The 14,888-nt window shown below is 71.4% G+C and carries 12 protein-coding genes; 9 read left to right on the forward strand and 3 right to left on the reverse strand.

Translation table 11 applies throughout. From position 1 onward, the window contains the following. The first annotated feature begins 109 nt into the window (after positions 1–109). The gene (gene metE / locus GXW78_RS24140) at positions 110–2,434 is read left to right on the forward strand and encodes a 5-methyltetrahydropteroyltriglutamate--homocysteine S-methyltransferase (protein WP_211871469.1); all 2,325 of its coding nucleotides are present in this window, start codon (positions 110–112) and stop codon (positions 2,432–2,434) included. 2 nt (positions 2,435–2,436) lie between these two features. Next, positions 2,437–3,378, forward strand: a complete 942-nt coding sequence (gene metF / locus GXW78_RS24145; RefSeq protein WP_408904214.1) for a methylenetetrahydrofolate reductase [NAD(P)H] — start codon at positions 2,437–2,439, stop codon at positions 3,376–3,378. 339 nt (positions 3,379–3,717) lie between these two features. Here metF and GXW78_RS24150 read toward each other — a convergent pair whose 3' ends face one another. After that, on the reverse strand, positions 3,718–4,182 hold the full coding sequence (locus tag GXW78_RS24150) for an SAM-dependent methyltransferase (protein WP_211871471.1): 465 nt from the start codon (positions 4,180–4,182) through the stop codon (positions 3,718–3,720). Positions 4,183–4,264: 82 nt separating this feature from the next. Here GXW78_RS24150 and modA point away from each other — a divergent pair, with 82 nt between their 5' ends. From modA to GXW78_RS24180, 6 genes are all read left to right on the forward strand, one after another. Continuing rightward, positions 4,265–5,038: a molybdate ABC transporter substrate-binding protein gene (modA, locus tag GXW78_RS24155; protein WP_211871472.1), complete on the forward strand. Its 774-nt coding sequence runs from the start codon at positions 4,265–4,267 to the stop codon at positions 5,036–5,038. Between the two features lie 7 nt (positions 5,039–5,045). Then, positions 5,046–5,744 (forward strand): molybdate ABC transporter permease subunit, encoded by a 699-nt coding sequence (gene modB, locus GXW78_RS24160; RefSeq protein WP_211871473.1) that lies wholly within the window; start codon positions 5,046–5,048, stop codon positions 5,742–5,744. Next, on the forward strand, positions 5,744–6,883 hold the full coding sequence (modC, locus tag GXW78_RS24165) for a molybdenum ABC transporter ATP-binding protein (RefSeq protein WP_211871474.1): 1,140 nt from the start codon (positions 5,744–5,746) through the stop codon (positions 6,881–6,883). The genes modB and modC overlap by 1 nt, the downstream gene beginning before the upstream one ends. Further along, on the forward strand, positions 6,864–7,712 hold the full coding sequence (gene modD, locus GXW78_RS24170) for a ModD protein (protein WP_211871475.1): 849 nt from the start codon (positions 6,864–6,866) through the stop codon (positions 7,710–7,712). Before modC ends, modD begins: the two co-directional genes overlap by 20 nt. A gap of 12 nt (positions 7,713–7,724) precedes the next feature. Continuing rightward, positions 7,725–7,934, forward strand: a complete 210-nt coding sequence (locus tag GXW78_RS24175) for a TOBE domain-containing protein (protein WP_211871476.1) — start codon at positions 7,725–7,727, stop codon at positions 7,932–7,934. A gap of 232 nt (positions 7,935–8,166) precedes the next feature. After that, positions 8,167–8,535: a winged helix-turn-helix domain-containing protein gene (locus tag GXW78_RS24180; RefSeq protein ID WP_211871477.1), complete on the forward strand. Its 369-nt coding sequence runs from the start codon at positions 8,167–8,169 to the stop codon at positions 8,533–8,535. A gap of 310 nt (positions 8,536–8,845) precedes the next feature. On the opposite strand, the gene GXW78_RS24185 is transcribed toward GXW78_RS24180, so the two are convergent. After that, positions 8,846–9,271, reverse strand: coding sequence for an OmpA family protein (locus tag GXW78_RS24185; protein ID WP_211871478.1), 426 nt, complete (start codon positions 9,269–9,271; stop codon positions 8,846–8,848). Then, positions 9,268–10,491: a cupin domain-containing protein gene (locus tag GXW78_RS24190; protein WP_211871479.1), complete on the reverse strand. Its 1,224-nt coding sequence runs from the start codon at positions 10,489–10,491 to the stop codon at positions 9,268–9,270. The genes GXW78_RS24185 and GXW78_RS24190 overlap by 4 nt, the downstream gene beginning before the upstream one ends. Positions 10,492–10,598: 107 nt before the next feature. Between GXW78_RS24190 and GXW78_RS24195 the strand changes: the two genes are divergently transcribed. After that, positions 10,599–14,888: NAD-glutamate dehydrogenase (locus GXW78_RS24195; RefSeq protein ID WP_211871480.1), on the forward strand; the 4,290-nt coding region annotated here is incomplete at its 3' end.

Below are 14,888 nucleotides of genomic sequence, written 5' to 3' on the forward strand. Positions count from 1 at the left end.
CGGCGGGGTGTCCGGGCGGGTCGCCCGTGGCAGCAACGCGCCGGCCCTGCCGCGCCAGCATGCCCGTGCGCCTTCCCGCGGCCCGCCCACAACAAGGGTTGAGGCTGCCATGACCGTCACCGTCGCCACGCTGGGGTTCCCACGCATCGGCCCCCGGCGAGAGCTCAAGACCGCGCTGGAAAGTCATTGGTCCGGCAAGTCCGATGCGGCCGCGCTGCTCGCCACCGCCGCCGGGCTGCGCGGGCAGGCCTGGGCACGCCAGCGCGACCTCGGCGCGGACATCGTGCCGTCCAACGATTTCTCGCTCTACGACCAGATGCTCGACACCAGCGCGATGGTGGGCGCCGTCCCGGCCATCTATGGCTGGAAGGGTGGGCCGGTTGGCCTCGCCACCTACTTCGCGATGGCGCGCGGCTCGCAGGGCGGGCACGTGCACCACGAAGGCTGCACCCATAGCCATGCGCATGAAGGCGAGGGCGCGCCGGCCGCCGAGATGACCAAGTGGTTCGACACGAACTACCACTACCTGGTCCCGGAGTTCACCGAGGGCCAGCACTTCGCCCTGTCCTCGACCAAGGCGATCGACGAGTTCCTCGAAGCCAAGGCCCAGGGCATCCTCACCCGCCCCGTGCTGATCGGGCCCGTGACCTTCCTCAAGCTCGGCAAGAGCCGCACCGAGGGCTTCGACCAGCGCGCCCTGCTGCCCGCCTTGCTGCCCATCTATGCCGGGGTGCTGAAGCGCCTTGCCGCAGCGGGCGCCGACTGGGTGCAGATCGACGAGCCATGCCTGGTGCTCGACCTCGATGACCGCGATCGCGAGATGCTGCGCCTCGCCTATGCCGAGCTGGTCAAGGCCGCGCCGGGGCTGAAGCTGATGCTCGCGACATATTTCGGCGGGCTCGGCGACAACCTCGCCACGGCGCTGGCGCTGCCGGTGCAGGGGCTGCATGTGGACCTGGTGCGTGCACCGGAGCAGCTCGATGCCGTGGTCGCGGGCGCGCGGCCCGACCTCGTTCTCTCGCTCGGCGTGATCGACGGGCGCAACATCTGGAAGGCCGACCTCTCCGCGATCCTCGATCGCGTAGAGCCGGTCGTGAAAGCCGGGCGCAACGTCATCCTCGCACCCTCCTGCTCCCTGCTGCACACGCCGATCGACCTCGACCGCGAGACGGCGCTCGACCCCGAGATCCGCGACTGGCTCGCCTTCGCCGTGCAGAAGGTCGCGGAGCTGGCAGCCATGGCGCGCGCGCTGAATGAGGGCCGCGACGCGGTGCGTTCGACGCTGGATGCGGCATCCGCCGCAGTGGCGTCGCGCCGCACCTCCCCGCGCATCAATAACCCCGCGGTGCAGAAGCGTGCGGCACAGAAGGACGCGACACTTGCGCGGCGCAAATCGGCCTTCGCCGCGCGGCGCCGCGTGCAGCGGGCCAGGCTGAACCTGCCGGCCTACCCGACGACGACCATCGGGTCCTTCCCGCAGACGCCGGAAGTGCGCAAGGCGCGCGCCGACCACGACAAGGGCGTGATCGGCGACGTAGCGTATGAGCAGTTCCTGCGCGATGAGACAGCCCGCACCGTGCAGTGGCAGGAGGAAGCCGGCCTGGACGTGCTCGTCCACGGCGAGTTCGAGCGCAACGACATGGTGCAGTATTTCGGCGAGCAGCTCTCCGGCTTCGCCTTCACGAAATATGCCTGGGTGCAGTCCTACGGCTCGCGCTGCGTGCGCCCGCCGATCATCTTCGGTGACGTGGCGCGCCCGCAGCCGATGACGGTCGCCTGGTGGGAGTATGCCCAGTCGCTGACGGCGAAGCCGATGAAGGGGATGCTCACCGGCCCGGTCACGATCCTCAACTGGTCCTTCGTGCGCGACGACCAGCCGCGCAGCGCCACCTGCCGCCAGATCGCCTTCGCCATCCGCGACGAGGTGGTGGACCTGGAAAAGGCCGGCTGCGCCGTCATCCAGATCGACGAGGCCGCGCTGCGCGAGGGCCTGCCGCTGCGCCGGGGCGAGTGGCAGCACTACCTCGACTGGGCGGTGGAGAGCTTCCGCATCACCGCCTCCGGCGTCGCGGACGCAACGCAGATCCACACCCACATGTGCTACTCGGAGTTCAACGACATCATCGCCTCGATCGGCGCGATGGATGCCGACGTCATCTCCATCGAGACGGCGCGCTCGCAGATGGAGTTGCTCGACGCCTTCGCCTCCTATCGCTACCCCGCCGAGATCGGGCCGGGCGTCTACGACATCCACTCCCCGCGCGTGCCGGCGGTGGGTGAGATGGCGGCGCTGCTGACGGCGGCGGCTAACCGCCTGCCTGCGGACCAGTTGTGGGTGAACCCGGATTGCGGGCTCAAGACGCGCAAGTGGCCCGAGGTGAAGCCGGCCATCGCGAACATGGTCGCGGCGGCGCAGGCGGCGCGCACAGCATGAACATGTCGACGCCAACCCTGCAACGCTGGCTGGCCGGCGAGCGCATCGGCCCGCTGCCGGTGCGCGGTGCCGGTCACCCGCCGCCGCTGCTGTCCTTCGAGTTCTTCCCGCCGAAGACCGAGGCGCTGGAGCAGCAACTCTGGGCCTGTATCCGGCGCCTGGCCCCGCTGCGGCCGCGCTTCGTCTCGGTCACCTATGGCGCCGGCGGCAGCACCCATGCGCGCACGCACGCGACGGTGTCGCGGCTGGCGCGCGAGACCGACCTCGTGCCCGCCGCGCACCTCACCTGCGTCGGTGCGACGCGGGAGGAGGTCGACGAAGTCGCCCGCGGCTACTGGGATGCGGGCGTGCGGCACATCGTCGCCCTTCGCGGCGATCCGCCGGTGGGCACCGAATACGCGCCGCATCCGGGCGGCTACGCCTTCGCCGACGAGCTGGTCGGCGGGCTGCGGCGCATCGGGGATTTCGAGATCTCGGTCGCCGCCTATCCGGAGACGCATCCGGCGGCGGCGAGCCCCGGCGACGACCTCGACAACCTGAAGCGCAAGCTGGATGCCGGCGCCACGCGGGCCATCACGCAGTACTTCTTCGATACCACGACCTATCTGCGCTTCCTCGACCGCTGCCTCGCGGCCGGCATCACCGCACCCATCGTGCCGGGCATCATGCCGGTGTCCAACTTCGCGCAGGCGGCGCGGTTCTCGGCGATGTGCGGGACGCATGTCCCCGACTGGCTCGGACATTTGTTCGAGGGCACGGAGGAGGATCCGGAAATCCGCCGCATGGTCGCGGCCATCGTCGCAGCGGAACAGGTACGGACGCTGCAGGCGAACGGCGTGGACGAGTTCCACTTCTACACGCTGAACCGGCCGGAACTGACCTACGCGATCGCCCATATCCTCGGCGTGCGGGCGAATGGCACCGCCGCCGCCGTTGGTGGCTGAGATCGGACTGGGGTGAAGGCGAGATCGGAGAGGGGCGCTGCCCCTCTCCGAACCTCACCCCGCCAGGCCATGGATGGCCTGGACCGCCATGATTTGGCGCCGGGCGCAAACGCCCGTTCTCCTGACGTCAAACCCCTTCGCGCGGAACCCTGTGACGACCATGTCCCGACCCTTCGCGCGCAGCGCCAGATCGAGGTTTGCAAAGGCCCTTCGGCCTTTGCCGGGGAAGGGTTCGGGAAGGGGCAGAGCCCCTTCCTGATGCGACCGCTGCCGCCAATCCTCGCGCAAATGAGGCGTCACCCCTCCGCTATGTCCCGATAGGCAGCGATTCGCCGGCGGCTACGGAACGTCCGTAACGCCCCGCACCGGTTTCAGGTCGACCAGCGGCGTCCCGTCCACGCAATCCAGTCCGCGGACCAGCACCCCCTCTGCGGTTACCTCGACGACGACGACCTCCGACGACGCGATCGGGTTCGGCCGGTTCGGCGAACGCAGCGCGAAGGTGCCGAGCGGTGCTGGCCGGCCCTTGGGCGCCTGCACCAGCAGGTCGCGCCGTGCCAGATGCATCCAGTACAGCACCTGCATCGTCGAGCCGGCCTCGATGCCGTGCAGCGCCGGGCGCCAGGGTTCGTCCACCTCGATCCGGCACACAGGCCCATCCGGCTTCCCGCGATGCGGACAGTCGGACGGCGTGGCGAAAGGCGTGCGGATACGCCCGATGAAGGTGATGGCCGCGTCGGCGCGGTCGGGCTTGCCGCCTTCGATCTCGCCGGGGCGCGTGGCACTCCATGTCGTCGTCTGCATTCCTCGTCCCCGCGCGGCGATGGACGGCGCGGACCCCTTCGGCTATTTCCGTACACATATAACGTAAGCGGGAGTTCAGCCCATGCTCCGTCGTGTCCTGCTCGCGGCCGCCGCCGCGCTCAGCCTTGCCGGCGCCTCCACGGCGCGGGCGCAGGAGGCCGTGACGGTCTTCGCCGCCGCCAGCCTGACCGACGCCATGCGCGCCCTCGGGCAGGAATGGGCGTCGCGCGGCAATCCGGCGCCGCGCTTCTCCTTCGCTGCGTCTTCAGCCCTCGCACGACAGATGGAACAGGGCGCGCCGGCGGACCTGTTCATGTCCGCCGACGAGCAATGGATGAACTACGTCCAGGAGCGCAACCTGATCGTCAACGACACGCGGACGAGCCCGCTCGGCAATTCGTTGGTGCTCGTCGCGCCGACCGCCTCGGCCCAGCCGGTGACGATCACGCGCGAGACGAACCTGCTTGCGATGCTCGGCGCGAATGGCCGCATCGCGACCGGCGACCCGGCGCATGTGCCGGTCGGCCGCTACGCGCAGGCGGCGCTGACCTGGATGGGGCAGTGGGATGCGATCTCCCCGCGCCTTGCCCGCGCCGACAATGTCCGCGCCGCGCTGCTGCTGGTGGAACGCGGCGAAGCGCCCTTCGGCATCGTGTACGGCACCGATGCGGCGGCGAGCCAGGGCGTGCGCGTAGTCGGCACCTTCCCTGCCGCCAGCCACACCCCGGTGACCTATCCCTTCGCGCTCACGCGCCGGGCGGCTGACAACGCCCAGGCGCGCGCCTTCCTCACCTTCCTGACCGGGCCCGAGGCGCGGCCCACCTGGCAGCGCTTCGGCTTCAGCATCGCCCAGTGAGGGCTGCATGAATCTCGGCCTCAGCGCCGAGGAATGGCAGGCGGTCCGGCTGAGCCTCGACGTGGCCGGCCGGTCCGTCGCCGTCTCCCTGCTGCCGGCCATCGGCGTCGCCTGGCTGCTGTCGCGCGGCCGGTTTCCGGGGCGGATGCTGCTGGATGCGGTGGTGCACCTGCCGCTGGTCGTGCCGCCGGTGGTGGTGGGCTGGGGGCTGCTGATGCTGTTCGGCATCCGCGGCCCGATCGGCGGGCCGCTGAACGACTGGTTCGGCATCAGGCTGGTCTTCACGACCGACGGGGCGGCGCTCGCCACCGCCGTGATGTCCTTCCCGCTGATCGTCCGCGCGGTGCGGCTCGGGCTCGACACGGTCGATACGGGGCTGGAGGCGGCGGCGCGCACCCTCGGCGCCGGGCCGATGGACCGCTTCCTCACCGTCACCCTGCCGCTGATGTCCCCGGGCATCCTGGCCGGCGCTGTCACGGCCTTCGCGGCGGGCCTTGGCGAGTTCGGCGCGGTCATCACCTTCGTGTCCAACATCCCCGGCGAGACGCAGACCCTGCCGCTCGCCATCTACACCGCGACCCAGACGGCGGGCGGGGAAGCGACCGCCGCCCGTCTCGCCACCATCTCCTTCAGCCTCGCGATCGCCGGGCTGCTGCTGGCGGAACTCATCGCCCGGCGGATGCATCGCCTGCTCGGCCGCGCCTGATGCCGCAGATCGTTCTGAAACACCGGTTCGGGCGCGACGGCTTCGCGCTGGATGTCGCCTTCGACGCGCCGGAGACCGGCGTCACCGCGCTGTTCGGCCCCTCCGGCTGCGGCAAGACGAGCGTGCTGGCCGCCGTCGCGGGGCTGCTGCGGCCGCAGGAAGGGCGGATCGCCATCGGCGGCGACGTCGTGCTCGACACCGCCCGCCGCATCGCCCTGGCGCCGGAACGCCGGCGCTGCGCCGTGGTGTTCCAGGATGCGCGGCTGTTCCCGCATCTGAGCGTGGAGACCAACCTGCGCTACGGCCTGCGCCGCGCCCCGCGCAGCGCCGAGGGGCCGGGCTTCGACGAAGTGGTCGCGCTGCTCGGTATCGCGCATCTGCTGGGTCGCCGGCCGGCGGGGCTCTCGGGTGGGGAGCGGCAGCGCGTCGCCCTCGGCCGCGCCCTGCTCGCCCGCCCGCGCCTGCTGCTGATGGATGAACCCCTGGCGGCGCTGGATGCGGCGCGGCGGGCCGAGGTCCTGCCCTTCCTCGCCCGGCTGCGTGACGTGGCGCGGCTGCCGATCCTCTACGTCACCCATGCGCTGGATGAGGTCGATGCCCTCGCCGATCATCTCGTGCTGATGGACAGGGGCCGGGTGTTGGCCGACGGCCCGGTCGCGGCACTGGCGGCGCGCACCGACCTGCCGCTCGCCGCCCGGCGGGACGCCGGCGTGCTGCTGGACTGCACGGTGGGGGAGGCGCCGGCGGATGCGCTGACCCGGCTCGACTTCCCTGGCGGGGCGCTGCTGACCATCCTCCGGCCCGGCCCGCCGGGCACGCGGCTGCGGGTTCGGGTCCGCGCCCGCGACGTGGCCGTTGCCGTTTCGGAACCGCAGGGCCTGTCCACCCGGAACGTCCTCCGCGGCACCCTCACCGACATCCAGCCGGCCGGCGAGGGTCAGGAGGTCTTCGTGCGCCTCGCCATCGGGCCCAGCGAATTGCTGGCGCGGATCACCCGGGACAGCGTGCAACGGCTGCAACTGCATACCGGCATGGTAGTCTGGGCACTGGTCAAGGCGGTCACCTTCGACCATCGCATGGGGACGGCCGCGACTGGCGCGGCAGGAAGCGGAGCGCCCGATGCCCTACCAGCTGCCTGACGAAAGGCTGCTCGCGATGCTGCGGGAGGATGTCCCCTACGGGGACCTCACCACACGCGGCCTCGCCATCGTCGAACGCCGCGGGGAAGCCGTGTTCCGGACGCGGACCACCATCACCGCCTGCTGCGTCGAGGAAGCCGAGCGGCTGATGCTGCTCGCCGGCTGCACCGGAACCCGGCGGGTGGCTGCCACCGGCGCCCAGGTCGAGGCCGGGGGCGACCTGCTGGTCGCGGAAGGCGACGCCGGTGCCCTGCATCACGGGATGAAGGTGGCGCAGACGCTGATGGAGGTGACCTCGGGCATCGCCAGCCGCGCCAGGCGCATCCTGGCCGCCGCGCGGAAGGGCCGGCCGAACATCGCCGTCGCCTGCACCCGCAAGCACCTGCCAGGGGCAAAGGACGTCATGCTGCGGGCGATCATGGCGGGGGGATGCATCCCGCACCGCCTCGGCCTGTCGGACAGTGTGCTCGTATTTGCCCAGCACCGCGCCTTCCTTGGCCGCATGCCCCCGCATCTGTGGGTCGAGCAGCTCCGCAACGCCCAGCCGGAACGCAAGATCACGGTCGAGGCCGAGAGCGTGGACGAGGCGATGTGGTTCGCCGCCGCCGGCATCGACGCCGTGCAGCTCGACAAGCTTTCCCCCGAGCAAGTGGCCGAGGCGGTGCGCGCCATGGCCACCCTGCCCCGCCGTCCGCTGGTGATCGTCGCCGGCGGCGTGACGGAGGACAACGCGGCGGACTATGCCTCGGCCGGTGCTGCGCTGCTGGTGACGTCCGCCGCCTATGGCGCCCCGCCCGCCGATATCTCAGTGACCATCACGGCACGCTGAAGGAGCAACATCGTGAAGCTTTCCGCCCGCAACGTCATTCCCGGCACCGTCGTCTCGGTGACCAAGGGCGCGACCACCGCCCATGTCCGTATCGACATCGGCAACGGCGTCACCGTAACCGCCGCGATCACCAACGAAGCGACTGATGAACTCGGCCTTGCCCCCGGCAAGAAGGCGAGCGCGGTGATCAAGGCGTCCGACGTGATGGTGGGCGTGGAATGATGGCCGCGGCGGCCGATCTTCTCGGCCGCCAACTTCCTGTGCCTCAGGCGCCGGCGTCCGCGGTCTGGTTCTCGCGCGCGGGGGTCCGGGCGCGGGCTGGGTCTCGCATCCGGACCATCCTTCCGCGAAGGCCTATGATCTGATCGCGACGCCCGCGGAACTAAAGGTACACGGATAGGTTCGCCCGATCGGGTGATTCCACCCTTTCGGGTTCTGCTCTACGGTTCCGGCCATGAGCCGCCAGGCGCCACGCGACCGGCCACAAGCCGGTTTGCTTAGCCTTCGGATCGACCTGCCGCAGGGTCGAATCGGGCCAGGCAAGATCGACCTTCTCGAGGCGATCGACCGGGAAGGGTCGATCTCGGCCGCCGGGCGCGCGCTCGCCATGAGCTACAAGCGCGCCTGGGACCTCGTGGACGAACTCAACACCCTGGTCGGCACGCCGGTGGTCGAAGCCAGCACCGGCGGCTATCGCGGCGGCGGCGCGACGCTGACGGAGGCGGGGCGCAGCCTGGTGGCGGATTACCGAGCAATCGAGCGGGCGGCGCAGAGAGCAGCGAAACCTCGGCTGGCGGCGCTGCTGCAGCGAACGCGGGGCTGACCGCGGCGATACGGCCGCCGCGATCGTTGGAGGGGCGTTGCCCCTCCAAACCTCCCCAGCAAAGGCCGAAGGGCCTTTGCAAACCTCCATTTGGTGCCCAGCAGCACGGCCGGGAACGCTGCCGGGACTTGCTCATGGGCGCGAAGTGCGTCCGCAACACGCACAAGGCGCCATGCCCGGCGCCGGCCGATCGCGGTCCGGATTGCTCAAACGTGCCGGTTGACGTTGGGGAGCAACGCGGCGGACTGCTCCCGTCTGATCCCCGATGCCAGGATCTGCAGTGATGGAAGGCCTGCCCCTCCCATCCGCGTCACGGCGCCGGCAGCACCACGACCGTCACGGTCCGCGACGGCGGCGTTTCCGCCCGCACCCGCGGGCTGAACTGGGCGCTGCGCGCTTCCGACCGCAGGCGCGTCGTGGCGATCCCGCGCGCGGCCAGCGCGGCCGACACCGCGCGGGCGCGCTCGGCGGCCAGGCGGATCGAGGTCGTCGCCCCGCCCTCCTGCCCGGCATGACCCAGCACGCAGGCGACCCGCCCGGGTTCGGAACCCAGCGCCTCGATCACCGAATCCATGGGGGTGCGGGCAGCGTCACCCAGCCGGGCGGAGTTGCGCGCGAAGGGGACGGAGAAGACCCCGTCCTCGAGGTCCAGCGCGCCCACACAGTTGAAGGCCGGGCCCTCGGCCCTGGCCGGCAGGGCGATCAGCCCCGCCAGCAGTATCGCGAGGCGGATCATGGTGTCGCCAGCACCCCTGCATCGCGCAGCCGCGCGATCAGCGCCGACGCGTCGAGCGCAGGCCATGCCGCGGACACATCCGCCTCGGCCACTACCGGGCGCGCCAGTATCCAGGCGGTCGCCTCGACTTCACCGTAGCTCATCGGGATCACCCCACTGCCGGTCTTGAGTCCGAAGTCATTGCCGCGACGCACGGGCTTCGCCCCCGGTTCGGCGACGCGGTAACGCGGGCCGCCCTGCGCAGGTTCCGCCGCGGCAGCGGCCGGCGCCGCACCGCGCGCGGCAAGCAGGTCGTAGCCGCCGCGCCGGAAGCGGTAGTCCCTGACGAAGCCCTCCAGCACCTCGAGCACCTTCGGGTCGCGCGACAGCTCGGTCAGCCGCGCACCGAGCGCGGCGAGCTGCTGCGAAAGCGCGTATTTCGCGGGCGCCGAGCCATCCTGGCGCGGCAGCGGCTTGCGGAACTCCGGGTCGTACAGCGCGCGTTCGGACAGGATGTTCAGCACGTCCATCCCCAGCGGCGAATGTACGCCATAGGCAATGTGGACGGAGTTCGGCGCCTCCGCCAGCGCGTCGTGATACCAGCCGCGCGGCAGATACAGGATGTCACCCTTCTTCAGCGTGACCTGGCCGCGCAACGCGCCCTTGGCGCGGTCGTGGTGGTCCTGCTTCTGGCCGCGGAAGATCGGGTGCGGGATCGGGTAGTCCGCGCGGCCTTCCCAGATGTTCCAGATCTTCTCGCCTTCCACCTGCACCGCCCAGACGTCGTGCGTGTCGTAGTGCGAGTGGAATGCCTTGTGCGACTGGAAGGAGATGTAGACGTTGGCCTGTGCCTTCCCCAGCCCGGCCTCCTCCAGCGCGCCCGAGACGGCGGCCAGGCCGGGCGAGAGGCTGTCCACGTCGTTCATCACGACGGAGGCGCCGCGCCGCACCCAGTCCTGCACCTTCTCGGCGACGGGCTGCAGCACCTGCGCGCCGTCCCGCGAGACGGCCTTCACGCTGTACTGGGCGGGCGGCACCGGCACGCTGTCCAGCACCAGCTTCAGGCTCGTCTCGGTCCAGACATGGGACATGTCGAGAAGGCGGTTGATGCCGGCCCAGTCCAGCACATCGGCGAATCGCGCGGGATGCCCCTCGACATGCAAGGGCTGCCGGTCGTGGAACTCGGCGAAGAAGCGTTCCGGCGTGATCGGCGCGAGCAGGTCTTGCAACGTCATCTTCATGCCGCGAAGTCTAGCCCGGATCATCGGACCGCGTCAGCGTCGGGCTGGACGCCGGGCCATACCCCGGCGCAGGCTCCCGCGGGGCCGATAAACTTGGAGGATCTGCCATGGCGGACGACGTTCGCGCCCTGCCCGACACCACGCGCGACGAGGTGCTGCGCGCCGCCGGCGAGGCCCTGACCGCGCTGGCCCCCGCCCTGCCGCCGGACGCCGCGGTGCTGCTGCGCGCGCTGCATGGCGCCGTGCCGACCGCCGAGCTGGCGGCGACGCCGCCCGAGGCCCTCGCCGCCGCGGCCGCGAGCCTTTACGCCTTCGCCACCGACCGCACCCCGGGCACCGCCAAGGTCCGCGTGCTGCCCGCCGGCCCCCGCACCGGACCGCGCCCGGTCGCCGAGGTCGTCACCGACGACATGCCCTTCCTGGTCGATTCGGTGCTCGCCGCCCTGGCGCTGCACGGGCGGGCCGTATCCGCCCTCCTGCATCCCGTGCTGCGGGTGCGGCGCGACGCGGCGGGCCATCTCCTCGCCATCGACCCGGCCGCGACGGCGCGGGAAAGCATGATGCGCGTCACCCTGGGCGCGGCCGGCGCCGTGCTGTCCGGGCCGCCCGGCCGACAGACCGAAGGGCTGGACCAGCTGGAGCAGGCGCTGGCCGCGGCGCTGTCGGATGTGCGCGCCGCCACCGACGCCTTCCCGGCGATGCTCGCCCTGCTGCACGGGGCGGAGACGGAAGTCGTCGCGGCCGGCGGGCCGGATGCCGAGGAAGCCGCGGCCTTCCTGCGCTGGCTGGCCGAGGACAATTTCGTCCTGCTCGGTCACCGCCGATACGAGGTCGGGCCGGAGGGCACGCTGCGCATCGTCGCGGATGAGAATCTCGGCCTGCTGCGGGACCCCGCCGTGCCGGTCTTCGACGCGCTGCGCGACCTTTCGGCGATTCCCCCCGCGGTGCGTTCCACGCTGACCCATCCCACGCCGATCGCTGTGGCGAAGGCGAATATGCGATCGACCGTGCATCGCCCGCAGCACGCGGATGTGGTGGCCTCGCGCATCTTCGATGCGAATGGGCGCGTCATCGGCGGCCGGCTGTTCCTCGGCCTGTTCGCGGCGGCCGCCTACAACCGCAATCCGCGGTCGATCCCGCTGCTGCGGCGCAAGGTGGACCACATCGTGGAGATCGCCGGCGTCGAGGCCGACAGCCATGACGGCCGCGCGCTGCGCAACATCCTCGACACCTGGCCGCGTGACGAGCTTTTCCAGGCACCGGCCGAGAGCGTGCTGGAAGGCGCGCGCCGGGCGCTCGACCTGTCGATCCGCCCGCGCGCGGCGCTCGTGGTGCGCGCCGATCCCTTCGAGCGCTTCGTTTCCGTCATCGCCTGGCTGCCGCGCGACACCTTCGACACGCGGTTGCGCGAACGCGCCGGGCAGATGATCGCGCGCGCCTATGGCGGGCGACTCTCGGCCTTCTACATCGCGCTGGGCGACGCGCCGCTGGCGCGCGTGCACTACATCATCGGCACGAAGCCCGGCGAGGTGCCGGCAGTCGATGTCGCCACGCTGGAAGCGGCCGTCACGCAGGTCTCGCGTGGCTTCGGGGAGCGGCTGGCGGAAGCGCTCGCGGCCAGCGAAGGGGAGGCGGAAGCGGCGGCCCGGCTGGGCCGCTGGCGCGACGCCTTTCCCGCCGCCTATCGCGAGACGGCGACGGCCGCGCAGGGTGTGGCCGACATCCTGCTCGCCGAGCAGGCGATCGCGGCCGGCCGGCCGCGCGCCGCGCTCAGCCGCGCCCCCGGCGCCGGCCCGCGGCTGCTGACGCTGCGCCTGGTGAATGCCGGCGGGCCGCTCGCGCTCGCCGATGCGCTGCCGCTGTTCGAGAGCCTCGACCTGCGGGCGGTGGAGGAACAGCCGTTCCACCTGGCGCCGGCCGGCGTCCCGCCGGTGGTGCTGCATGTCTACCAGCTGGAAGCAGGCGCCGATTGCCCCGACGACCGGTTCGACGAGATCCTCGGTGCGCTGTCAGCGCTGCTGAACGGCGCGGCGGAAGCGGACGGCTTCAACCGGCTGGTGCTGCGTGCGGGACTCGACTGGCGCGAGTGCTGGTTGCTGCGGGCGATGTTCCGCTGGGCAAAGCAGGTGGGCTTCGCCTTCGCGCAGGCCTCGGTGGAGGCGGCGCTGGCGGCGCAGCCGGAAGCGGCGCGCCTGCTCATCGACATCTTCCGCCGCCGCTTCGACCCGGCCGCGGCCGATCGCGACACGGCCGCCGCCGAAACGGCGTGGACCGCGCTGCTCGACGGCGTCGAGAACCCGGACGAGGACCGCATCCTGACCCGGCTGCGCGTCGCGCTGGACGCGATGCTGCGCACCAACTTCTTCCAGGACAAGGACACCATCGCCTTCAAGCTGGACAGCGCGCTGGCCGGCGACATGCCGCTGCCGCGCCCCTGGCGCGAGATCTTCGTGCACGGCGTCCGCATGGAAGGCTGCCATCTGCGTGCCGGCCCTGTCGCGCGCGGCGGCATCCGCTGGTCCGACCGGCGCGAGGATTTCCGCACCGAGATCCTCGGGCTGATGAAGGCGCAGCGGCTGAAGAACGTCATCATCGTCCCGACGGGTGCGAAGGGCGGCTTCGTGCTGAAGCACCCGCCGCCGGCGACGGACCGGGAGGCGTTCCAGGCCGAGGGTATCGCCTGCTACAAGATGCTCGTCCGCGGCATGCTCGACCTCGCCGACAACTACCAGGGCACGGCGGTCGTCACGCCGCCCGGCATCGTGCGGCGCGACGGGGACGACCCCTACATCGTCGCAGCGGCGGACAAGGGCACGGCAACCTTCTCCGACATCGCGAACGGGCTGTCGGCGGAATACGGCTTCTGGCTCGGCGACGCTTTCGCCTCCGGCGGCTCGGCCGGCTACGACCACAAGGGCATGGGCATCACGGCGCGCGGCGCCTGGGTGATGATCGACCGGCATTTCCGCGAGACGCTCGGCCGGTCCGTGCAGGAAGCCCCGTTCGACATGGTCGGCGTCGGCGACATGTCCGGCGACGTGTTCGGCAACGGGCTGCTCGTGTCGAAGCAGACGAAGCTGCGCGCTGCCTTCGACCACCGCCACATCTTCCTCGACCCGGAGCCGGACCCCGAGGCGTCCTATGCCGAGCGGGAGCGGCTGTTCAACCTGCCGCGTTCCTCCTGGGCCGACTACGAGGCGCGGCTGATCAGCGAGGGCGGCGGCGTGTTCCCGCGCAACGCGAAATCGCTGCCGCTGTCGCCTCAGGCACAGGCGATGCTCGGCATCGCGTCGGATCGCGCCGAGCCCGCCGCCATCATGCAGGCGATCCTGCGGATGCCGGTCGACCTGCTCTATTTCGGCGGCATCGGAACCTATGTGAAGGCGAGCACGGAATCGCAGGCCGATGCCGGCGACCGTGCCAACGACGCGATCCGCATCAACGGCGCGGAGATCCGCGCCAAGGTCGTCGGCGAAGGCGCCAATCTCGGCGTGACGCAGGCCGGCCGCATCGAGACGGCGCGCCATGGCAGCCGCATCAACACCGATGCGCTCGACAACTCGGCAGGCGTGTCAACCTCCGACCACGAGGTGAACATCAAGGTCCTGCTCGCCGATGCCGAGGGCGAAGGCGTGCTGACGCGCCGCAACCGCGACGAGCTGCTGCGCGAGATGACGGACGAGGTCGCCGCGCTGGTGCTTCGGGACAATCACCAGCAGTCGCTTGCCGTCTCGCTGGAACAGCTCGGCGGGCCCGACGAGCTGCCCGCGCAGGCCGCGCTGATGGAACGGCTGGAGCAGGCCGGGCTGCTCGACCGCGCCGTGGCGGGGCTGCCCGATGCCGCGGCGATGGCGCGGCGGATCGGTGCGGGCGATGCGCTGACGCGGCCGGAGATCGCGGCGCTGCTGCCCTTCGCCAAGCTCTGGCTGACCGATGCGCTGTCGGATTCCGATCTGCCCGACGAGCCCGCGCTGCTGCCCGCGCTGGTCGCCTATTTCCCAATGCCGCTGCGGGACGCCTACGCCCGTTACATCGAACGGCATCGGCTGCGGCGCGACCTGGTCGCCACCATCGTCGCGAACGCCGTGGCAAACCGGCTGGGCTGCGCGGCGCTGGCCCGGCTGACCACGGCCGCCGACCCGGTCGCCGCCTGCCGCGCGTCCCTGCTCGCGGCCGAGGCCTTCCGGCTCGAGGCCGCCTGCGACGCGATCGACGCCGCGCCGGCCGCGGCCGAGGTGCGGCTCGCCGCCCTGCTCGCGCTGCGACGGTTGCAGGAAGCCGCGGCGCATGACCTGCTGAACGCGCCGGCGCAGCCGCTGGAGGAAGCCCTGGCGGCACTGCGCCCCGGCATCGCCGCGCTGGCGGCCGCGGCGGCGGAGGACGCCCCGGCCCTGCCC

Source organism: Neoroseomonas terrae (assembly GCF_018129025.1).
GTDB classification, from domain to species: domain Bacteria; phylum Pseudomonadota; class Alphaproteobacteria; order Acetobacterales; family Acetobacteraceae; genus Neoroseomonas; species Neoroseomonas terrae.